Genomic DNA, 20,009 nt, shown 5'->3' on the forward strand with positions numbered 1-20,009 from the left:
ATCGGCCGAAACGCGGGGAAGTTTAGGCCGGTGCGGCGCGTTGCCTCGACGTGGCGCATCTGGTACTTCCGCAACGCGCCCCGGCGCAGCAAGGAACGTCATGCCGCAATCCGTCGCCCCCGCCATCCTGCACGTCGATCTGGCCACGGCCGGCATGCGCCGCGTCGCCGCATCGCCGCGTCTTTCGCGCGGGGAGGGCGGCCGGGCGCTGTCCACGGCGCTTTGCGATACGGACAGCCCCCGGCGCGTCGCCTGGGACGATGCGGACGCGCCGCTGTGCCTGGCTGCCGGAGCCCTTGCCGGCTGCGACCTGCCCGGGTGCGGCCACGTGTCCCTCACCTTTTTTTCCCCGCGCACGGGCGGCGTTGCCACGGCCTGCCTCGGCGGCGGCCTGGGCCATGCCCTGGCCCGGGCCGGCATCGCGGCCGTGGTCGTCACCGGCCGTGCGACGCGGCCCGTGGGCCTTGCCGTCGCGAACGGCGACGCCCGCCTCGTTCCGGCCGGCGACCTTGCCGGGCTGGCGACGCCGGCTCGCTTCGACGCCCTGGATCCTTGCGACGCCGCCCTCGTGACCGGACCGGCGGCACAGGCCGGCGCGCGCCTTGCCACCGCCGTCGTCGATCGCTGGCACGACGCCGGCCCGACCGGCGCGGGGCTGGCCCTTGCCGCCAAAAATCTCGTCTATGTGGCCGTCTCCGGCACGGGGCGCGTCGCCGCTGCCGATCCCGAAGGCCTGGACCGCGCGCGTGCGGCCATGGAGCGCCTCATCGCCGCGTCTCCCGCCCTGGCCGGCCCGTGCGGCTTTGCCCACCACGGCACGGCCGCCCTGGTCGATCTGACCCACGGCCGGCGCATGCAGCCCACGGACGATTTCCGGGCCACGTATTTTCCGCAAACCGCCCCGGTCAACGCTCCGGCCCTGGGCAAACGCTTCGCCGCGCGGGGCGTCGCCTGCCCGGGCTGTCCCGTGCCCTGCCGTCGCCTGGACGCCTCCGGCCGGCTGCTGCCGGACGTGGACGCGCTTTCCCATTTTACGGCCCTGCTGGGGTTGACCGATGCGGATCTCGCCGTTTCCGCGCGGCAGTACTGCCTGGAGCAGGGCCTCGACCCTGCCGGCGCGGCCGCGTCCCTGGCCGCCTGGGCCACGGCGCGGGGGAAAACGCCCGATGCCGGGTTCGTGCGCGAAGGCCTTGCCGCCCTGGCCGCAGGCGGCGCGCCGGGGGGGGAGATCGAAGCCGCGCTTGCCCTTGCCGTCAAGGGCGTGCCCCTGCCCGCCTTCGATCCGCGCGGCGCGTATGGCCTCGCGCTCTCGCTCGCCGTGGGGACCGGCGGCCCCGACCCCTGGCGGGGCGGTTGCCTGGCCCACGAACTGCTCAGAAAACCCGTGGCCACGGACCGTTTCACCTTCGAGGGCAAGGCCCGGGCCGTGGTGCTGGGTGAAAACGCCCTGGCAGCCGCCCAGAGCCTTGGCGGCTGCGCCTTCCTGTCCCTGGCCGTGACGCTCGAGGAATGGGCGCTGGCGCTTTCCGCCGCCTCGGGCGCGCCGGTTGCGGCCGGCGACCTTGCCGCCCTTGGCGCGCGGGTCGTTTGCCGCGAGCGCGCGCAGAACCTGCGCCAGGGCCCCGGCCCGGAAGCCGACGACCTGCCGGTATGGTTTTTCAGCGCTCCGGGCACGGCCGGCGAAGGCATCGTCGTACCGCCGCTGCCCCGCGCGGCCTTTCTCGCGGCCCGGGACAAGTACCGCCGACTGCGCGGCGAAGGGGAGATCGTGGCCCCACGGGAGGCGGCATGGACGCCCTGACCGTGCGTTTCGCCGAACGCCTGGCCCGGGCGGGGCTTTGCGCGCCCGGCGAGGCCGCCATCGTCTGCGTGGACGAAGCCGCGAGCTTTTCCCGGCAGGATTTCCCGTTGAATGATTTTCTGGCCGAGACGGCGCGTCTGCTGGACGTGGCCTGCCTCATGCTCGCGCCTCCGGCCGAGCCCTACCGCACCATCCTCGAATACCTCGCCAAGCGCGAGGCCCCGGCGATACAGCCCCGGGACTGCGAGACGCGCACGTTTTTCCACGACATCCCGGTCGTGGCGCAGCCCTTGCCGGAGCTTGCCGCCGCCGCCCTGTCGCGGCGCAAGGGGGCCTACCTGCCCGGCTGCGGCATCCTGGCCCACGGCGCGCTTTCCCCGGAGCAGGCCTTCATCACGGTTTCGTCGGTCGCCTTTGCCGGCTTCGTCAAATTCTTTTCCGACCACCTGTCCGCCCACCGCGACGGCACCCTGGAAGCCGCAGGCCGGGAGGCCTTCGCAGCGGCCGTGCGTGCCCTGCCGCCAGCGCCGCGGGCCGTGCCGCCCCTGGCCCGGGGGCCGTTCGCCGACCGCGACGCGGCCCTTGCCGCCATGGCCGAGGCCGGCCGCGCCACCGTCGCCCTGGGGCTCGTCGATTCCGTCTTCGGCAACATCTCCTACAACCTGGACGGCGTGCTCGCCATCAGCCAGACCGGCAGCGCCCTGGACGCCCTGGAAGGGGCCATCGACTGCTGTCCCCTGGACGGGTCGTCCTGCGCGGGGCTCACCGCCTCGAGCGAGCTTTCGGCCCATGCCGCCCTCGTCTCCCGCGACCCGCGCCGGGCCATCCTGCACGGCCATCCCAAGTTCGCGGTCATCCTCTCCATGGACTGCGCGGCGCGGCGCGACTGCCCGCGGCGCGAAACCTGCCATGTGGACTGCGACCGGGCGCGCTTCGTGGACGACATTCCCATCGTGCCTGGCGAGGTGGGCTGCGGCCCGCGCGGCCTGGTCCACACCATGCCGCCGGCCCTTGTCGGCCGGCGCGGTGTGGTCGTGCTCGGGCACGGTGTCTTCACCATGGGGCGCGACGACTACAACGAGGCCCTCGGCGACCTGTGCGCCGTGGAAACGCTGTGCCGTGCTCGCTATTTCCAGGCGCTCGGCCTTCCCCCAGCCTGATACGGAGTTCCCGCATGCATGTGACGTTTTCCGATACGCCGCTTCGCGTCAGCGTCGTCATTCCCGTCTACAACGAAATGCAGACCCTGCCGCTGGTGCTTTCCAAGGTGCTGGCCCGGCCGGAAACCTGGGAAGTGGTGCTGGTGGACGACGCCTCCACCGACGGCAGCCGCGCCTACCTCGAGGGCCTTGCCGGCACGGACCGCATCCGCGTGCTGCTGCACGAAAAAAATCAGGGCAAGGGCGCGGCGTTGCGCACGGGGTTCGACGCCGCGCAGGGCGATGTGGTGCTCATCCAGGACGCGGACCTGGAATATGATCCCGACGACTACCCGGTCCTGCTCGCGCCCATCCTGGCGGGCAAGGCCGATGTGGTCTTCGGCTCGCGTTTCCTGGGCGGGCCGCACCGGGTGCTTTATTTCTGGCACTCCGTGGCCAACAAGTGCCTGACGCTGCTGTCCAATATGCTCAACGACATCAATCTCTCGGACATGGAAGTCTGCTACAAGGTCTTTCGCCGGGAGATCTTGCAAAAAATCCGCATCCAGAGTGACCGCTTCGGCGTGGAGCCTGAGCTGACGGCCAAGGTGGCCCGGCTGCGGGCGCGCATCTACGAGGTGCCCGTATCCTATTACGGCCGCACCTACGAGGAAGGCAAAAAGATCGGCTGGCGCGACGGCCTGGCCGCCTTCTGGTGGATCGCCCGCTTCGGCATTTTTCACCGGGGCTAGCGTTGCGTCCTTAGCGCCCGGCCGCAACGCCGTCTCAGGCGGCGCGTCCCGGCAGGGCCTTTTCCAGGGCGAGCAGGGCGCGCTTGCGATCGAGCCCCCCGGCATAGCCGGTCAGGTCGCCCTTCGCGCCGACGACCCTGTGGCAGGGGATGAAGATGGAAAGGGGGTTCCGCCCCACGGCCGCGCCCACGGCCCGGGCGCTGCCGGGCCGCCCCAGCCGCGCGGCGAGTTCCCCGTAGGAAAGCGTCTGGCCGTAAGGAATCGCCCGCAGCGCATCCCAGACCGCGCGTTGCCAGGGCGTCCCCCGGGGCGCGAGGGGAACGTCGAACGTCCGTCGCTGCCCGGCCGCATAGGCGTCGCATTCGCGCGCCGCCCGGGCGAGCACCCCGTCCGGCGGCGCGTCGCCATTTGCTGCAAGCGCTTCGGGAAAATGCTTCTGGCCGAGGAACCAGGCCCCGAGCAGCGCGCCGTCCTTGGCGGCAAGAAGCATCGGGCCGAAGGCGCTGTCGTAGGAACACGTCGTCATCATTTTTTTTCTCCGTGGAGTGTGCGCCACAGGTGCACGACCGCATAGGCCCGCCAGGGCCGCCAGGCTTCACCTCGGGCCAGGATGCGGCGCGGATCGGACTCCCCGAGCGCCTTTTTCACGCCTCCGTCCGTGTGGGGGAACGCGTCCGGCCAGCCGAGCGCGCGCATGGCGATGTATTGCGTCGTCCATTCGCCGACGCCGGGCAGCGCTCGCAGGGCCTCGCAACTCGCCGCAAGGTCGGCCGTTCGCGCAAGCTTCAGCCCGCCGTCGCGCACGGCCCGGGCCAGTGCGAGGATCGCGCCGGCCCGCGAGGCAATGATCCCAAGCGACGCGATGGCGTCCGTCGTGAGCGCGGCCACGCGGCCGGCATCGGGGAAAACGGTCGTCAGCGCGCCGTGCGGCGTCGCCACGGGATCGCCGAACGCCGCCACGAAACGCCCGGCCAGGGTGCGCGCGGCCGCGACCGTGATCTGCTGGCCCAATATCGCGCGCACCGCCGTTTCGAAGCCGTCCGCCGTCCCGGGCAGGCGCACGCCCTCGTGCCCGGCCGCCAGAGCGCCAAGCCCGCGTGCCACGGCTCCGGGGTCGCAACCCAGGTCGAACAACTGCGACACCCGGGACAGCACCGCCGGCAAGACCGGCAGCAACCCGGCGGAAACAGACACACGAAGCGCGTTTTTCTCCGCCGCCCGGGTCGCGGCAAACCAGCCGGCATGCGCCACGCCCTTGCGCCGCAACCGCAACGTGCGGCGATACGCACCATCCGCGACATCCTCGACGCCGGGCACGGCCCGCGCCCCGAGAAAGCCGAGCAATCCCTCCCAATCGTAGGGCGGACGAAACCCGAGTTCCAACTCCGCCGCATCCGCCGCCGTGTGCGCGCCATCCCGCCGCAGCGCCGAAGGGGTAAGCCGGTAGCGGCCTGCAAAAAGCGCGTTGAAACGCCGCAGGCTGGCAAACCCGCTGGCATACGCCACGTCCGTCACGGACATGGCCGTGTCCGTCAGCAGAGCCTTGGCCAGAAGCAGCCGCCGCGTCTGCGCATACGCCACGGGCGTCACGCCGAAGCGTGCCCGAAACATCCGGCGCAAATGCCGCGCGCTCACCCCAAGCCGGTCGCCAAGCGCCTCCAGGCCGCCGTCTTCCAACGCGCCCTCGGCAATAAGCACCGCCGCCGCATCCGCCAGACGCGTCCCCGCCTCGGCCGGCGACTGCCCCGGCGCACGCTCGGGACGGCAAATCAGGCACGGCCGGAAACCCGCCGCCTCGGCCGCCGCCGCGCTTGGGAAAAATCGGCAATGCTCGCGCTTCGCCAACCTGGCCGTACAGATCGGCCGGCAATACACCCCCGTCGAAGTCACGCCGGTATAAAAACGGCCGTCGAACCGCGCGTCCCTGGCCGCCCACGCCCTGTAGCACTCGTCCGGATGCAACAACATGGAAGGAAAATACCTCCGCCTTGCCAAGCGCGCTAGCCGTTTTCGGCCATGGCAGCAGCTCCGTTACGCGAACGCCTCCGGCGGCCGGGACGCTGTCCCGGACCCTGCCGGGGCTCTGCCCCGGACCCCGCCGGGGGGAGTCACTCCCCCCGGTCCCCCCGTCCGGCGTCGTGGCGCGGAGGAGGCTGCGGGCACCGCGAGGCTTGGCGTTGGCGGTACGAAGATGGGGCCGGAATTTTCCCTGCCGCTGCCGCCGCTTTCGCGGCAGGCTCGGCAGGGAAAATTCCGGCCCCAAGCCGTCGCCCTTTCAGGGCGAAAAGGAAGTTAGCTTCTCCAAATGCGGCGCTTCCCCGACCACATGGTCGACGCACCGCCCGCCGACCATCCTCCCACCCGCTTCCCGCTCCCCCGCTCAGGGGGTCCGGGGGGGATGATCCCCCCCGGCCGCCGGAGGCATCTTCCTGTCTTTCTCCCTCATCTCTCCCACTTATTTCGCGTGCAACGCGCTGGCGTCGGCGAGCAGGTCGTTGATACGGGCGACCATCTGGTGCGGGTCAGAGAGGTAGCCGTCGAGGAGCAGGGCGGAGTCGTAGAGTTGTTCCACGGCTTTGGAGAGGAACGGGTCCTCGGCGTCGCGGCGGTAGATGGAGAGCAGGTTGCGGATCAGCGCGTGGTCGCGGTTGATCTCCAGGGTTTTCTTGGGGATGGAGGTGTCCTTGCTGACCAGACGCATGATTTTCTGCATGCTCGAGGTCATGTGGTCGTCGGGGGAGACGAGGCAGGACGGGCTTTGTGTCAGGCGTGTGGACAGGCGCACCTCGGTGATGTGGTCGCCGAGGAGTTCCTTGATTTTCTTGAGGAACCCGTCGAACGAGCCTTCCTCTTCCTGGGTGAGTTCGGGCGTTTCGGTTTTGGGTGCTTCGCCTTCGAAGGCGTCGAGTTCGGCGTGGTCGGCCAGTTCGGCGGATTTGAGCTTGAGTTCCTTGTAGGTGCCGATGGTGTCCATGATGAACTCGTCCACGGGCTCGTAGAGGTAGAGCACTTCGAGGCCTTTGGCCCGGAAGATTTCCAGGTGCGGGTTCAGGTCCAGGGCGGCGCGGGAGGGGCCGGAGAGGTAGTAGATGGACTTCTGGCCTTCCTTGGCGCGTTCGACGTAGGCGTCAAGCGAGGTGAAGTCGGCGTCCGGGGCGATGGCCGAGGAGTCGAAGCGCATGAGGTCGGCGAAGGCTTCGCGGTTGGCGAAGTCGCCGTAGCCGAGTTTGAGGGCCTGTCCGTGTTCCTTGAAGAACGCGGCGTATTTTTCGGGGTTTTCCTTGGCCAGGTTTTTGAGTTTGTCGAGGATCTGTTTGACGATGACGGTCTGGATTTTGCGCAGCACCAGGTTTTCCTGGAGCGTTTCGCGGGAGATGTTGAGCGGCAGGTCTTCGGTATCCACCACGCCGCGCACGAAGCCCAGGTATTCGGGGATGAGCTCCTTGACTTCCTTGGAGATCATGACCCGGCGCACGTAGAGGTCGAGGCCGTGGTGCAGGGCTTCGCGGAAGGCCATGGGGCCGAGACCCTTGGACGGGATGAAGAGCAGGGCGGTGAACTGCACGGGCGCGTCCACGCTGACGTGGATCGTGGCCAGGGGCTCTTCGTTGTCGTAGGTGAGGAACTGGTAGAATTCCTTGTATTGTTCCGGGGTGACGGAGAATTTGGATTCGCGCCACAGGGCGGGGATGGTGTTGGTCTTTTCGCCGTCGACGAGGATGGGGAAGGAGATGAAGTTGGAGTGCTTGCGCAGGACGTCCTTGACGCGCTGCGGGTCGGCGTACTCCTTGTTCTCGTCGTTGAGTTCGATGGCGATGGTGGTACCGCGCGGGGTGTCCGCGGGGGCTTCCTCCACGGCGAAGCTGCCTGCGCCGTCGGAGATCCAGCGGGCCGGGGCGGCGTCTTCGCGGTAGGAGCGGGAGGTGACGGTAACGCTTCCCGCGACCATGAACACGGAGTAGAAGCCGACGCCGAAGCGGCCGATGAGGTTCGAGGCGGCGTCCTTGTTGTCGGCCACGGACTTCATGAAGGCCTCGGTGCCGGATTTGGCGATGGTGCCGAGGTTGTCCACGAGTTCTTCGCGGGTCATGCCGCAGCCGGTGTCGGCGATGACGAGCTTGCCGGCGTCCTTGTCGGTGGTGATGCGGATTTCAAGCGGCGTGTCGGGGTTGGCGATGGCGGTGCCCCGGCTGGTTTCGAAGCGCAGTTTGTCCAGGGCGTCGGAGGCGTTGGACACCAACTCGCGCAGAAAGATTTCCCTGTTGGTGTAGATGGAATGGGTGATGATATCCAGGAGCTTGCGAATTTCGGCGCGAAACTCGTGGGTTTCTCCCTGGGTTGCGGACATGGGCGTCTCCTTTTTCCGTGGATTCGGGCAAAGCGTCCGGCCCAAAAAAAGGCTCGCGCCCGCGCGTGCGGGTCGGGCCTTTCGGGGGACGCGCCCCGGCAAATGATTGGCGAAAAGATAAGCAGGGAGAGCGGGTTGTCAAGGTGCCGGGGGCACGTGAAAAAATGGGAAAACCCCATTGACAGGTCCCGGGGGTTGTTTATTTTCGGCTGTGAAGAACAACCTTTCCCGGAGGTGCAGATATGGTCATTGATTTGAGTCCATTCTACGGCTCGAGCACGCCGATGGACCGGCTGTTCGAGTCCTTGTGGCCGTCCATGGCCATCAGTCAGCGCAGCATGGCGTATCCGCCGCTCAACATCGGCGAGGACGACGAGAATATTTACGTGAGCTGCGAGATACCGGGCATGGAAATTGCTGACCTTGACCTGACGCTTACGGACTCGAGCCTGGTCATCAAAGGCGAACGCAAGGCCGCGAAAGGAAAGTATTATCGCCAGGAACGGCCGACGGGCTTTTTCCAGCGGGTGGTCAATATCCAGGCCGCCGTGGCCAGGGACAAGGTTTCGGCCTCCATGCGCGACGGCGTGCTCGACGTCGTGTTGCCCAAGTCCGACGAAAGCAAGCCGAAGAAGATCAGCATCGAGGCGGTATAACCGCACGCCAGCCCAGGGAGGATCGTCATGACGGACAACGCGGTCAAGAACGAGGAACGCCGGCTGCCCCGGGTCAAGCCGGCCACGGATATCATTGAAAAGGAAGACGGGTTTTATATTTTTGTCGATATGCCGGGCGTGAGCAAGGAAGCCTTGGTCATCGACCTCAACGAGGACGAACTCAAGGTTTCCGGCAAGGCCGAGTATCCCCTGCCCGAGGGCCGCAAGCTCGGGCATGTTGAGTTCGGGGGCGGCGAGTATTTCCGCAGCTTCACGATCTCGCACATCGTGGACAAGGACCGCATCAAGGCCACGCTCAAGGACGGTGTACTGGAACTGTACCTGCCTCGCCACGAAAAGGTGCAGCCCCGCAAAATCGAGATTCAGGCCGGCTGAGCCGGCATTCACTTCTGGAAGACTGCGGGCTGCTTTGCCTGCATCGGTCCCGGGGGAGTGATTCGACGCTCCCCCGGGACCTTTCCTTTTGCTGCACCGCACGCCGTGGCGCACATCCCCGGGAAATGGTCGTGGAGAGGAGCGGGAATCCCTGCTTTCAGGGTGTCATTTGGTCTGTTTTATTATTTCAAAAAAGTAATAGTGGCATTCCGGCACTTCCGGTGCAGGAGATATTGGTTTCAGCAATGGTGATGCGCAGAGAAAATTGCATTTTAGGTGTTGACAGTAGCCGTCTTTCATCTCACAGAAGTGACGTTGCAAATATCGGCTTTGCCGTTTGAAGGAGATGGTATGGAAGAATACGTCAAATGCGCCTTGGAGATCGTCAAGGCCCAGGCGTCCGTGCGCACCATGACCGACGAGGAGATCACCTCCATGGTGCGTCGCCTTGCCGCCGGCATCCGCGACATCAGCGGTGACGTCCATGAGGGCGAAACCGAGCAGGTCGTGGACATGGATCCCAAGAAGGCGGTCAAGGAAAAGTCCGTCACCTGCCTGGAGTGCGGCAAGTCGTTCAAGGTGATCACCAAGAAGCATCTGGCCACCCACGGACTGACGCCCGAGGAGTACAAGGCCAAGCACGGCTACAAGAAGTCCATGCCGCTTGTGTGCAAGTCGTTACAGCGGGATCGTCGCAAAAAAATGAAGAATATGCGCCTGTGGGAGAAGAAGGGAAAAGTAGTGGCCTAAGCCGCCTTTTTTCGATAAAGCAGGGGCGCAAGGGGGCTGGGCGCGATCCGAATGGACGCGCGTCCGTCCCCTTGACTGCCGAATGGCCGGCAATCCTACGATTAAGGAGATCGCACGCACATGGCTAAGACAGACATCATCGCCAAAATCCAGGCCAACGCCGGCATCGCCACCAAGGCCGAGGCGGGCAAGGTCCTTGACGCCGTCTTGGAGGCCATCCAGGACTCCCTGGCCGCGGGCGAGGCCCTGACCCTGACCGGTTTCGGCACCTTCAAGGTGTCCGAGCGGGCCGCACGCACCGGCCGCGATCCCCGCACCGGCAAGGCCATCGACATCCCGGCTTCCAAAGCCGTCCGCTTCACCCCGGGCAAGACCCTCAAAGACGCCGTGAAGTAGTTTTCCTTCTGTCCTCAGGACAGCGAAAGGCCGCGGGTGACCGCGGCCTTTTTGTTTTTGGCGACCGGGAGCGGGCACGTTGTTTCGCCGTGAAGAAGGATTGACAGTCGTTTTGATCCATGGACTCCTAGGATTGCGGGGACAGTCCCCAGGATGCGACCGCAGCAAGGAGAAACGCCATGCCTTTCGATCCCCGCGAGTTCAGTGAAAGTCTACGCCTGGAAACCGTCATAACTTCTGCTGAAATTGAATTGGAGAATTCTCTTGTATATGCATTATACAGCAAAGCTCAAGAATTTGACAATGCGCAACTACGTAATGAAATAAATAACTATATCCCCAAGAATAAGGTTAGCAAAGAGCTTCCTGGTTACAGTGGAACAATACCCATGCCTATTTCCCCGCAATCCGCTGATATAGATTGGAATATTAAGAGAGCTCGTATGAGCTGGAGTCCTAGTTGGTTTATTGAACGGCTCGCGCCTGGTGGAGAAATGGATTACAAAGCTGGACGTGGCAATATAATATACGAGGATTTTGGAAATTTCAACTATGGCGCTGTTGCTCTTGCATTTGGCCTCTCTGAGTCAGCTGCGTTACGCGGCGCCGGATTAATACAGATTATTGTAAATGCAGAACGGCTTAATAGGGATGGTAAGATGGAGGAGTTGCGAAATTATGTATTAGAACATGGTGTAGATTTTATGAGGGATGTACCATATGGAGATCAGAAAAAAGATCAAGAGATGATCCGTCAGGGGTTTCGCTATTATAAAGAGGTCTATTTATGGACGCATCCACAACAGATGGCCCCTGAAGAATATAAAACCATGAAGCAAATAATGGCCGTAGAAGAAAGCGAAAGTTTTTATCGTGGGATGAGAAAAATTGGGGATATTTTGAAAGGCTTGTCGGAATGATCGTTCTGGCGATGATGAAAATTTACAATGAATATACAAAGTTGCTATCTTGGATAGATATGGGGGGTAGGGCGGAGAGGTAGGTTTTATGCGCTATTTTGTAGGCCAATTCATGATCGCCCGTATATATCCAAATTTAGGGGTGATGATGTACCAGTTGTCTTCTATCTTTTCTGTGCTGTGGATTTTTCTTTGTCTTAGCCAGTGCGCAGGGTTGTTGTCAGGGACGTAGCAAAGAGCGAAATCCTGTGTGAAGAAGTTGCTCCCAATTGCAAAGAGAACACTCGCTTTTTTGCCTTTCATCATATAGGCAATGAGACCATTTTGCAAGGCGAGGTGGGTATAAGGCTGCGGTAAGTGTAGGATGCAAGTTTCGGATTTGAGCGTCTGATTCTCGATCATTTCGATGATCTGCATGCGTTCTTGTTTGAATAGCTCAAAGTAGAACTTCTCGTTGATCCGGCCGGGCGAGCCAGGTGGGTAATAGAAGACAAAATAGAGGTTTAGGATGATGGGGAGTGCAGCCCAGAGCGGTGTCCGCCACACATATCTCGCAAGAATATATGCATTGCGCAGGAACATCCAGCATTCATAAAGAAGAATCCAGTTCGGCAGCAAGCTGCCGATGCCGAAGGGCATGCGGCAGCATAGAATAGAGCCGAAATAGAGAAACGGCGTAATCAGCACCATGAAAGCGATGGTTGTGCGGAGCGCCCGAAGGCAGCGGCGCTTGGCCAGCCAGCGGCGGCGGCTGCGCAGTGCGGCCTTGGCGACGGCATCCGGCAGGGGCGGCATGGCGCAAGCGTAGCGCATTGCCGCCCGATGCGCCATGCCGTTACGGCGAGCGCCTCAGCCGAGTTCCGGTTGCAGGACGCGCCAGATGTCGTCGGCCACGGCGTCGGGGCTTTTGGCGGCGTCGAGGGTGCTGAAGCGGCGGGGATGCTGGCTGGCCAGGGCGAGGTAGCCCTGGCGCACGAGGCGGTGGAAGTCGAGGGCTTCGGCTTCGAAGCGGCCCTCGTTGACGGCGCAGCCGGCTTCGATGTTGCGCGCCAGGGCGCGGCGCAGGCCCTGTTCGGGGTCGATGTCGAGCAGAAAGGTGTGCTGCGGCCAAGCGCCGGCCACGGCGACGTCGTTGAGGGTGTTGAGCAGCGCGACGTCGAGGCCCCGGCCGTAGCCCTGATAGGCCACGGTGGAATCGGCGAAGCGGTCGCACACGACCACGTGCCCGGCCGCCTGCGCGGGGCGGATGACCTCGGCCACGTGCTGGGCGCGGTCGGCCAGGTAGAGGAACAGCTCGGCCCGGCTGTCGAGGTTTTGCGTCTTGGTCGAAAGCAGGATGGCGCGCAGGGTGGTCCCGAGAGCGCAGCCGCCGGGCTGGCGCGTGACCACGACCGTCCGTCCGGCCGCTTCCAGGCGCGCGGTGAGGCGCTTGATCTGCGTGGTCTTGCCCGAGCCTTCTACGCCTTCAAAGGTAATAAACATTGGGCGTCCTTTTCCTTGGGCTTGGGCGACTTCTCCGGCGCCTCGCGCGGCGCGCGCCGGGGATTGTAGAGGTAGCGGTCGAGGGTGCGGGCGAAGGGCGACCACTGGCCGGGTTCGTCGGACTCGAAGGCGTTTTCGATCTGGTTGATCTTCGCGTCGATGTTGTCCGCGAAGTGCAGCACGAAGGCTTCGGCGGTCTTGGGCCGGCGCGGCGAGCCGTATTCGTATTCGCCGTGGTGCGCGAGCAGGATGTGCTTGAAGTGCAGGGCCAGCTCCGGGTCGATGCCGGACTTCTTGAGCAGGGGCTCCACGAGCTCCATGGTGATGACGATATGCCCGAGCAGGCGGCCGGCGTCGGTGTAGTCCCGGGCCGGGCCGGCGGAAAGCTCCCAGGCCTTGCCGAGGTCGTGGCACACGGCCGCGGCGACCAGGGTGTCGCGGTCCAGGCGCGGATAGCGCCCGCAGATGGCGAGCACGAGCCGGGCCACGGACAGCGTGTGCTCGAGCAGGCCGCCCCGGTAGGCGTGGTGGACGTTCTTCGCGCCCGGGGCCTCGACGAGGCGGTCGCGGAATTCGGGGTGGGAGAGCACCTTGCCGCAGAACTTGCGCCAGGGCGCATGGGAGATTTCGGCGCGGCACAATTCGGTGAGCTGCTCGAGGAGCGCCTCCGGCGGCTCGGCGCTCGTCGGCACGAACTGCGACAGGTCGGGCGTATACTCCTCGGGGGAAAGCACGCGCAAGCGGTCGATGTTGATCTGCGGCCGGTCGCGGTAGGCCCCGACCTGTCCCTCCACGAACACGAACTGGCCCGGGGCGAGGTCCGTGTAGTGGCTGGCGGCCGGGCTCCAGATCTTGGCCTCGATCTGCCCTGTGGCGTCTTCGAGGGAAAGCGTCCAGAAGGGGCCGTTTTTGGCCTGCGCCAACCGTGCCGCGCCCAGGCAGAACACGTCGGCGGCGGGCTGGCCCGGGACGAGGTCTTTGACGTATTGTGTTTTTGCGGTCACGAGGCGGTCACCGTGGTTTTGGGAGAAAGGAGGGTGCCCGGCGGCGCGGCGGATGTCAATCCTCTCCGCCTTGACAACCCTTGACCTCCGGCATAGTCCACCTGCGGGGACTCCCCGGGGAGAGTGCATGCGCATCCTGTTGACAAACGACGACGGCATCCATGCCGTGGGCATCCGCGACCTCTACAAGGGACTCGTCGCCGCCGGGCACGAGGTGCTCGTGGCGGCCCCGCTTTCGGAACAGTCGGCCGTGGGCCACGCCATCACCATCGCCCTGCCGCTTCGCGTCAAGGAATTCCAGGAAAACGGCTTCAAGGGCCTCGGCGTTTCCGGCACGCCGGCGGACTGCGTCAAGCTCGCGCTCACCACCCTCTGCGAAACGCCGCCCGACGTGGTGGTCTCCGGCATCAACGCCGGGGCCAACGTCGGCGTGGACATCCTCTATTCCGGCACGGTCTCGGCCGCAACCGAAGGGGCGCTCATGGGCTACCCGGCCGTGGCCGTCTCCGCGGACGACTACGCGCCCACGGACCTCACGGAGCAGGGCCGCTACGTGGCCGACTTCATCGCCTCCCGCCCCTGGGAGGCCGTGCCGCCGCGCTGCGTGCTCAACCTCAATTTTCCGGCCGTGCCCCTGTCCCAGGCCAAGGACTTGCGGCTCTGCCCGCCCACGTCCGCCGTGTACGAGGACTGGTACGTCACCCGCCAGGACCCGCGCGGCCGCAACTACTACTGGCTTACGGGCGTGATTCCGCACGAGGCGCTTTCCCCGGAGACGGACCGGGCCATGCTGACGGCGGGGCACGTGACGCTCACTCCCCTGCGTTTCGATTTCTCCGACCGTGAAACCATGGAGCGCCTGTCCGCCCGTCTGGGCGCGCCCGTCATGGGCTGACGGTTGCTTTTTTCCGGCGATAAGGCATGATCGTACCCGTAACGGATAGGGCCTCCGGCTGGCTCGGACCGCATTGCATCGTCCCGGATGTCTGCTTCGGGACACGGGAGCGCGATGCGAAGGCTGCGTACACGCCGTCCGACAGCGACCAGGGGAGCCTCACCAGGATCGGTATGAACATCCTGATCGTGGACGACTCCGACTCTTCGCGTCTGCTGTTGTCCACCATTCTCAAGGGGGCCGGGTACGTCGAGCCCCTGAGCGCCGGCTCCGCCGGAGAGGCTCTGTCGCTGCTCGACGACCGTTGCCGCCAGTACGAGGTGCCGGACGTGGATCTCGTCCTTATGGACGTGGTCATGCCGGACATGGACGGCATCGACGCCACGCGGCTGATCAAGGCGGACCCAAGGCTCCGCGACATCCCCGTCATCATCGTCACGGTCAAGGACGACGCCGCGAGCCTGGAGCGCGCCTTCGAGGCCGGGGCCATGGATTTTCTGGCCAAGCCGGTCAACAGCATGGAGTTGCGCGCCCGGGTCCGCTCGGCGCTCAAGCTCAAGGAAGAGATGGATCAGCGCAAGGCCCGGGAACGGGAGCTCGAGGCGCTGACCCGCAAGTTCGAGCAGCTTTCCAACCAGGACGGGCTGACGGGTGTGCCCAACCGCCGCTGCTTCGAGGACGTCTTCCGCAAGGAATGGCTGCGCTCGCGCCGCGAGGGCACGCCGCTTTCGGCGCTGATGATCGATATCGACTGCTTCAAGGACTACAACGACACCTACGGACACTTGCAGGGCGACATGTGCCTGCGCCAGGTGGCCGAATGCATCGAGGCCGCGCTCAAGCGGCCCGGCGATTTCGTGGCCCGCTACGGCGGGGAGGAATTCGTCGCCCTGCTGCCGGGCACGGACCTGGCCGGGGCGCTTTCCATCGCCGGGCTCATCCGCGCCAACCTGCGCGCGGCCGGCATCGAGCACGCCAGTTCCAACGTGGCCGACGTCGTCACCGTGAGCATCGGCATCTCGGGCGTGGTGCCCAACATGGACATCGAGGCCGAAGCCCTGCTCGCCGCCTCGGACGCCGCCCTCTACCAAGCCAAAAGCGCCGGCCGCAACCGCGTCGAAGTCCGGCCCCCGGCATAGGCGGGGAGACGCCTCCGGCGGCCAGGCGAGGCGGGCCTCTCCCGGACCTCTCCGCGAGGGAGGGGCGGGGCAACGACAATCCTCGGAGCGCGCATGTATCGACTGGTGCTGCTTGTGCTGCTGGCCTTGCCGCTGACGGGCTGTTTTGCGCCGCGCGCCGAGGTCACGGCGCGCAACTGGCGGCCCTTGGGCGTTAACGGGCTGGCCTTCGGCCGGCTGGTTGCCTTGTCGCCGGGCGTCAAGCGCGCCACCTGGGAGGCGTTCGCCGGCGTCGAGGGCCAGACCGTGGTGCGTCTGGCCGCGGAATACGACCCCGCGCGCGCGGCGGCCGGCTGTCCCCCGCCGGAGGCGGGCATGGCCCGCGCGGCGCGCAGCTTCCTCCTCGTCGATCTCGCCGTGACGCCGCAGGGAAGCGTGGACTTCATCGCGGCCAAGGCGCAGGCCTTCAGCGCCGACGGCTATTTCGAGGAATACGACCTGGACATCGGCGTTATCGCCGCCCTGGCGGCCAGGGCCAGGCCCATGCCCTGCGCCGACCTCGCCTTGCCGGGCTACCTGCGCTGAGGGCGCGGCGGGCCGATTTTCCCATGCTATGTTCGCCGGGCGCGCGCCACGGCGGCGGAGGCCTTTTTCGTGCAGTTTTCGGTCCTGACCATCTTCCCGGAATTTTTCGATTCCTTCCTCTCCTGCGGGCTCATGGCCAAGGCGCTCGAGGCCGGCGTGGTGTCCGTGACCCGGATCAACCCGCGCGACTTCGCCACGGACAGGCACCACACCGTGGACGACCGCCCCTACGGCGGCGGCCCGGGCATGGTCATGGGCCTGCCGACGCTCGTTTCCGCCCTGCGCAGCCTGCCCCGTCCGGGCCGCATGCTCATGCTCTCCCCGGCCGGCCGGCCGCTTTCGCAACGCTTCGCGGCCGAACTCGCCGGCGAGGAGGCGCTCACGCTCCTGTGCGGCCGTTACGAGGGCATCGACGACCGGATGTTTGATCTCTTCGACATCACCCCGGTTTCCGTGGGCGATTTCGTGCTCTCCGGCGGCGAATCCGCGGCCGCCTGCCTCATGGAGGCGGTTTCGCGCCTGGTGCCGGGATTCATGGGCAAGGACGCCTCGGCCGAGGAGGAGAGCTTCGCCTCGGGCCTGCTCGAATACCCGCATTACACCCGGCCAGAGGTCTTCGAGGGCCTGCCCGTGCCGCCGGAGCTGCTGTCCGGCCACCACGCGGCCATCGCCGCCTGGCGGCGCCAGCGCTCCCTGGAGACCACGCTTGCCCGGCGGCCGGACCTGTTCGACGCCGTGGCCCTTTCCCGCGAGGATGCGGCCTTCGTGCGCGGCCTGCCCCGGGCGCGTGCCGGACGCAACATGCACCTCGGGCTCGTGCACGGGCCGGTGGTGCTCAAGGACGGGAAAGTCGGCACGGTGTCTTTGACAAACCTTGACGTTCACGATATAGCGCGCGTTTCCCGTACCTACGGGCTCGGCGGGTTCGAGGTGGTGTCGCCGCTTCGGGACCAGCTGGCCCTGGCCGCGCGCATCGTGGCCCATTGGCGGGAAGGGCCGGGGTTGGCCGCCAATCCCGACCGCGCCGAGGCGCTTTCGCTCGTGCGCTTGCACGAAGGGCTCGACGCGGCGCTGGCCGCGGTCACGGCCGACCATGGGCGCGAGGCCGCGCTTGTGGCCACGAGCGCAAAGGGGCCGGCGACCCTGTCCTTTGCCGCGGCGCGGGAGCTTATCGCCGCGCGCCCCACGCTGGTGGTCCTCGGGACCGGGCATGGGCTGGCGGACGAAGTGCTTGCGAGGGCGGACGGGATTTTGCCGCCGCTGCGGCCGTTTTCGGATTACAACCACCTCTCGGTGCGGGCCGCGGCCGGCATCCTCACCGACAGGCTGCTCGGCGACGTTCTCTAGGAACGGCCGGCGGCGAAGAAACGACATTCCAAGGCCGGGGGGACGCGGGGCGTCCGGCGGCCTTACCTGAGGAGAAAGCGTCATGAACGTGATCAAGCAGATTGAAGGGGAGCAGATGCGCCTGGACATGCCGGCGTTTCGTCCCGGCGACACCGTCAAGGTGCACCTGCGCATCATCGAGGGCGAGAAAGAGCGCATTCAGGTGTTCCAGGGCGCGGTGTTGCGGTTGCGCAAGGGCGGGGTGAACTCCACCTTCACCGTGCGCAAGGTGTCCGACGGCGTGGGCGTGGAACGCGTGTTCCCCATGCATTCGCCGTTCATCGAGCGCGTGGAAGTGGTTTCCCAGGGCAAGGTGCGCCGCAGCCGGCTGTACTACCTGCGCAGCCTCCGCGGCAAGGCCGCCCGCATCAAGACCAAGACCGCCTGGGAATCCTAGGCCCCGGCGTTTCGCCGTGGACCTTCGCGGACTCCTTTTCCCGGCCGTCGCCTGTCCGTCGCCGCTTACCCGGCCGGACAGGCGCGGCCGTCTTTTGTCATGTCCGAAAATGATCTCTTCCTGACGGCCGGCGTGGACGAGGCCGGGCGCGGCTGCCTGGCCGGGCCGGTGGTGGCAGGAGCGGTCATCCTGCCCGAGACCTACGACCTGCCCTATCTGACGGACTCCAAGAAGCTCTCCGCCGCAAGGCGCGAGACGCTCGCTCCGGCGATCAAGGCACAGGCCGTCGCCTGGGCCGTGGGCATGGCCTGGCCGGCGGAAATCGACCGCATCAACATCCTGCAAGCCACGTTCGCGGCCATGGCCCGGGCCGTGCGGGCGCTTGGGGCGCCTCCGGGTGCGCTCGTCATCGACGGCAACAAGTGCATTCCGGCCGCGCATCTGGCCATCCTGTCCGCCGCGCCCCGCCAGAAGGCGGTCGTCGGCGGCGACGCCAGCGTGCCGGCCGTTTCCGCGGCCTCGATTCTCGCCAAGACCAGCCGCGACAAGCTCATGGTCGTTTTCGAGCGCCGCTATCCCGGCTACGGCTTCGCCTCGCACAAAGGCTACGGCGCGGCGGCCCATCTCGCGGCCCTCTCGCGCCTTGGCCCGTGCCCCATCCACCGCCTGACCTTTCGCGGCGTCCTGCCCGAAACCTCCCGTCAACTGGGACTACCCGGGCTCTAGTCTATGGGCGACGTCCCCGATCCTCTGGCGCCACAGCAGAGCATCTTTTTGTCCCTTCCAGGGGGGCCGGGGGGGATGATCCCCCCCGGCGGAGAGGCCCAGGAGGGGCCACGCCCCTCCTGGCCGCCGGAGGCGTCCCCATGACCCCGCCTTCACCGTCGCCCACAGCGCCGCATCTCCGCCTCGGACGCGCGGGCGAGGCGGCGGCCGAGACGCTGCTCGCCGGCAAGGGCTTTACGGTGCTTGCGCGCAACTACCGCACGCGCAGTGGCGAGGTGGACCTTGTCTGTCAGGACGGCGGGACGCTGGTGTTCGTCGAGGTCAAGACGCGCGGCGCGGGAAGCCTCGCCCGGCCGGATCAGGCCGTGACGGCGGCCAAGCGCGGGCGGCTCGTGCGCGCGGCTGCGGCGTTTTTGTCCGAGCGCGACTTGTGGGACCGGCCGTGCCGCTTCGACGTGGTGACCGTGGTCGCCTCGGGAAAGGCGCTGACGGCCACGCATCTGCCCGATGCCTTCGTACTGGAGGACGGCATGGGCACGGGGAATTTCTACCAGCCTGGGTAGGGGCGCAACGCACGCCGTGTCCCGGCATGCCGCCGCAAAAAACGCCCCTCGGTCCTTCGGGACTCCACGGGGCGTTTTTTTGCGGGCACGCGCCAGGGCGGCGCTTAATCGTTGACGTCGACTTCGGCGCAGGAGTCGTCTTCCGAGAGGGAGAACGAAGCGGCGGCCTCGAAAATGCGGGCTTCGACGTAGCTGACGTCGGCGTCGTCGCCGGAATCGAGGTCGAAGCAGTAGCCGTCCTTGGAGAGCAGGCCGCCGGGGATGAGGTCGCCGCGCTCGTCGGGGTCGGTGATGGTGTCGGCGTAGAAGCACACGGACAGGAAGCGTTCCCCGTCGAGGGCGGCCACGTCGACCATGGTGATAACGGGGCGTCCACGCGGGGGTTCGGCGCGCAGGCTGTAGCTTGCGGGCGGGCGCGGGACGAAGCTGACGGTGGCTTCATTGAGGCTTTCGAGCACTTTTTTGAGGCGCAGGAAAGCGGCCTTGACCCCGTTGGGGTCGTCTTGCCAGTCGGCGATGAAGGCGTCGAGTTCGGACATGTCGGCTCTCCTCGTGTGGCGTCCCTTAATGAATACAGCAGTATTATTTAAGGGAATTTGGCTAGTTGGAGTGGCTGTGCGCAAGGTGGAAACACGCTTCGCGAACCGCCTGCTAGAGGTAGAACAGGACAAAGAGATAGAAGGATAGCCCGAGAA

The 20,009-nt window shown here is 66.0% G+C and carries 22 protein-coding genes; 15 read left to right on the forward strand and 7 right to left on the reverse strand.

Annotated elements, in window-relative coordinates:
- Positions 1-100: 100 nt before the first annotated feature.
- The 3 genes from Q368_RS0103420 to Q368_RS0103430 are packed head-to-tail and all read left to right on the forward strand — an operon-like array spanning position 101 to position 3,692.
- The gene (locus Q368_RS0103420; RefSeq protein ID WP_043784979.1) at positions 101-1,801 is read left to right on the forward strand and encodes an aldehyde ferredoxin oxidoreductase C-terminal domain-containing protein; all 1,701 of its coding nucleotides are present in this window, start codon (positions 101-103) and stop codon (positions 1,799-1,801) included.
- Positions 1,789-2,961 (forward strand): class II aldolase/adducin family protein, encoded by a 1,173-nt coding sequence (locus Q368_RS0103425; protein ID WP_029457332.1) that lies wholly within the window; start codon positions 1,789-1,791, stop codon positions 2,959-2,961. The genes Q368_RS0103420 and Q368_RS0103425 overlap by 13 nt, the downstream gene beginning before the upstream one ends.
- 14 nt (positions 2,962-2,975) lie before the next feature.
- Positions 2,976-3,692: a glycosyltransferase family 2 protein gene (locus Q368_RS0103430; protein ID WP_029457333.1), complete on the forward strand. Its 717-nt coding sequence runs from the start codon at positions 2,976-2,978 to the stop codon at positions 3,690-3,692.
- A 34-nt stretch (positions 3,693-3,726) separates the two neighbouring features.
- Here the strand turns inward: Q368_RS0103430 and Q368_RS0103435 are convergent, their stop codons facing one another.
- The 3 genes from Q368_RS0103435 to htpG form a co-directional block, all read right to left on the reverse strand.
- Positions 3,727-4,221, reverse strand: coding sequence for a methylated-DNA--[protein]-cysteine S-methyltransferase (locus tag Q368_RS0103435; protein WP_029457334.1), 495 nt, complete (start codon positions 4,219-4,221; stop codon positions 3,727-3,729).
- Complete coding sequence (gene alkA / locus Q368_RS0103440; protein ID WP_029457335.1) at positions 4,218-5,660, reverse strand: DNA-3-methyladenine glycosylase 2; 1,443 nt, start codon at positions 5,658-5,660, stop codon at positions 4,218-4,220. Before alkA ends, Q368_RS0103435 begins: the two co-directional genes overlap by 4 nt.
- 487 nt (positions 5,661-6,147) lie before the next feature.
- A complete protein-coding gene (htpG, locus tag Q368_RS0103445) occupies positions 6,148-8,040 on the reverse strand; it encodes a molecular chaperone HtpG (protein WP_029457336.1) in 1,893 nt (630 codons plus the stop codon).
- A 242-nt stretch (positions 8,041-8,282) separates the two neighbouring features.
- Between htpG and Q368_RS0103450 the strand changes: the two genes are divergently transcribed.
- The 5 genes from Q368_RS0103450 (at position 8,283) to Q368_RS24380 (ending at position 11,158) form a co-directional block, all read left to right on the forward strand.
- Positions 8,283-8,696, forward strand: a complete 414-nt coding sequence (locus tag Q368_RS0103450; RefSeq protein WP_029457337.1) for an Hsp20/alpha crystallin family protein — start codon at positions 8,283-8,285, stop codon at positions 8,694-8,696.
- 27 nt (positions 8,697-8,723) lie between these two features.
- On the forward strand, positions 8,724-9,092 hold the full coding sequence (locus tag Q368_RS0103455; protein WP_029457338.1) for an Hsp20/alpha crystallin family protein: 369 nt from the start codon (positions 8,724-8,726) through the stop codon (positions 9,090-9,092).
- 351 nt (positions 9,093-9,443) lie between these two features.
- The gene (locus Q368_RS0103460) at positions 9,444-9,842 is read left to right on the forward strand and encodes a Ros/MucR family transcriptional regulator (protein ID WP_029457339.1); all 399 of its coding nucleotides are present in this window, start codon (positions 9,444-9,446) and stop codon (positions 9,840-9,842) included.
- A gap of 120 nt (positions 9,843-9,962) precedes the next feature.
- Positions 9,963-10,238, forward strand: coding sequence for an HU family DNA-binding protein (locus tag Q368_RS0103465; RefSeq protein WP_029457340.1), 276 nt, complete (start codon positions 9,963-9,965; stop codon positions 10,236-10,238).
- 179 nt (positions 10,239-10,417) lie between these two features.
- Positions 10,418-11,158: a polymorphic toxin type 44 domain-containing protein gene (locus Q368_RS24380; protein ID WP_084158664.1), complete on the forward strand. Its 741-nt coding sequence runs from the start codon at positions 10,418-10,420 to the stop codon at positions 11,156-11,158.
- Positions 11,159-11,251: 93 nt separating this feature from the next.
- Here the strand turns inward: Q368_RS24380 and Q368_RS0103475 are convergent, their stop codons facing one another.
- Genes Q368_RS0103475 through Q368_RS0103485 form a run of 3 tightly spaced genes read right to left on the reverse strand, consistent with a single transcriptional unit; the run spans position 11,252 to position 13,644 of the window.
- Positions 11,252-11,989, reverse strand: coding sequence for a hypothetical protein (locus Q368_RS0103475; protein ID WP_029457341.1), 738 nt, complete (start codon positions 11,987-11,989; stop codon positions 11,252-11,254).
- An 18-nt stretch (positions 11,990-12,007) separates the two neighbouring features.
- The gene (gene tmk / locus Q368_RS0103480; protein WP_029457342.1) at positions 12,008-12,640 is read right to left on the reverse strand and encodes a dTMP kinase; all 633 of its coding nucleotides are present in this window, start codon (positions 12,638-12,640) and stop codon (positions 12,008-12,010) included.
- Positions 12,616-13,644: a 3'-5' exoribonuclease YhaM family protein gene (locus Q368_RS0103485; RefSeq protein WP_029457343.1), complete on the reverse strand. Its 1,029-nt coding sequence runs from the start codon at positions 13,642-13,644 to the stop codon at positions 12,616-12,618. Before Q368_RS0103485 ends, tmk begins: the two co-directional genes overlap by 25 nt.
- Before the next feature lie 127 nt (positions 13,645-13,771).
- Here Q368_RS0103485 and surE point away from each other — a divergent pair, with 127 nt between their 5' ends.
- The 7 genes from surE to Q368_RS0103520 all read left to right on the forward strand — a co-directional run bounded on the left by surE (position 13,772) and on the right by Q368_RS0103520 (position 19,314).
- A complete protein-coding gene (gene surE, locus Q368_RS0103490; protein WP_029457344.1) occupies positions 13,772-14,539 on the forward strand; it encodes a 5'/3'-nucleotidase SurE in 768 nt (255 codons plus the stop codon).
- Positions 14,540-14,712: 173 nt separating this feature from the next.
- Positions 14,713-15,678, forward strand: a complete 966-nt coding sequence (locus tag Q368_RS0103495; protein WP_029457345.1) for a GGDEF domain-containing response regulator — start codon at positions 14,713-14,715, stop codon at positions 15,676-15,678.
- Positions 15,679-15,771: 93 nt separating this feature from the next.
- Positions 15,772-16,242: a hypothetical protein gene (locus Q368_RS0103500; RefSeq protein ID WP_029457346.1), complete on the forward strand. Its 471-nt coding sequence runs from the start codon at positions 15,772-15,774 to the stop codon at positions 16,240-16,242.
- 69 nt (positions 16,243-16,311) lie between these two features.
- Positions 16,312-17,589, forward strand: a complete 1,278-nt coding sequence (gene trmD, locus Q368_RS0103505) for a tRNA (guanosine(37)-N1)-methyltransferase TrmD (RefSeq protein WP_029457347.1) — start codon at positions 16,312-16,314, stop codon at positions 17,587-17,589.
- A gap of 82 nt (positions 17,590-17,671) precedes the next feature.
- Positions 17,672-18,025, forward strand: a complete 354-nt coding sequence (rplS, locus tag Q368_RS0103510) for a 50S ribosomal protein L19 (protein WP_029457348.1) — start codon at positions 17,672-17,674, stop codon at positions 18,023-18,025.
- Between the two features lie 99 nt (positions 18,026-18,124).
- On the forward strand, positions 18,125-18,751 hold the full coding sequence (locus Q368_RS0103515; RefSeq protein WP_029457349.1) for a ribonuclease HII: 627 nt from the start codon (positions 18,125-18,127) through the stop codon (positions 18,749-18,751).
- A 140-nt stretch (positions 18,752-18,891) separates the two neighbouring features.
- Positions 18,892-19,314 carry a YraN family protein gene (locus tag Q368_RS0103520; RefSeq protein WP_029457350.1) on the forward strand — a complete coding sequence of 141 codons (423 nt, stop codon included), beginning with the start codon at positions 18,892-18,894 and terminating at the stop codon, positions 19,312-19,314.
- Between the two features lie 104 nt (positions 19,315-19,418).
- Here Q368_RS0103520 and Q368_RS0103525 read toward each other — a convergent pair whose 3' ends face one another.
- Positions 19,419-19,853, reverse strand: coding sequence for a hypothetical protein (locus Q368_RS0103525; protein WP_029457351.1), 435 nt, complete (start codon positions 19,851-19,853; stop codon positions 19,419-19,421).
- Positions 19,854-20,009: the final 156 nt, after the last annotated feature.

This window comes from Solidesulfovibrio alcoholivorans DSM 5433 (assembly GCF_000702665.1).
In the GTDB taxonomy this organism is placed as follows: domain Bacteria; phylum Desulfobacterota; class Desulfovibrionia; order Desulfovibrionales; family Desulfovibrionaceae; genus Solidesulfovibrio; species Solidesulfovibrio alcoholivorans.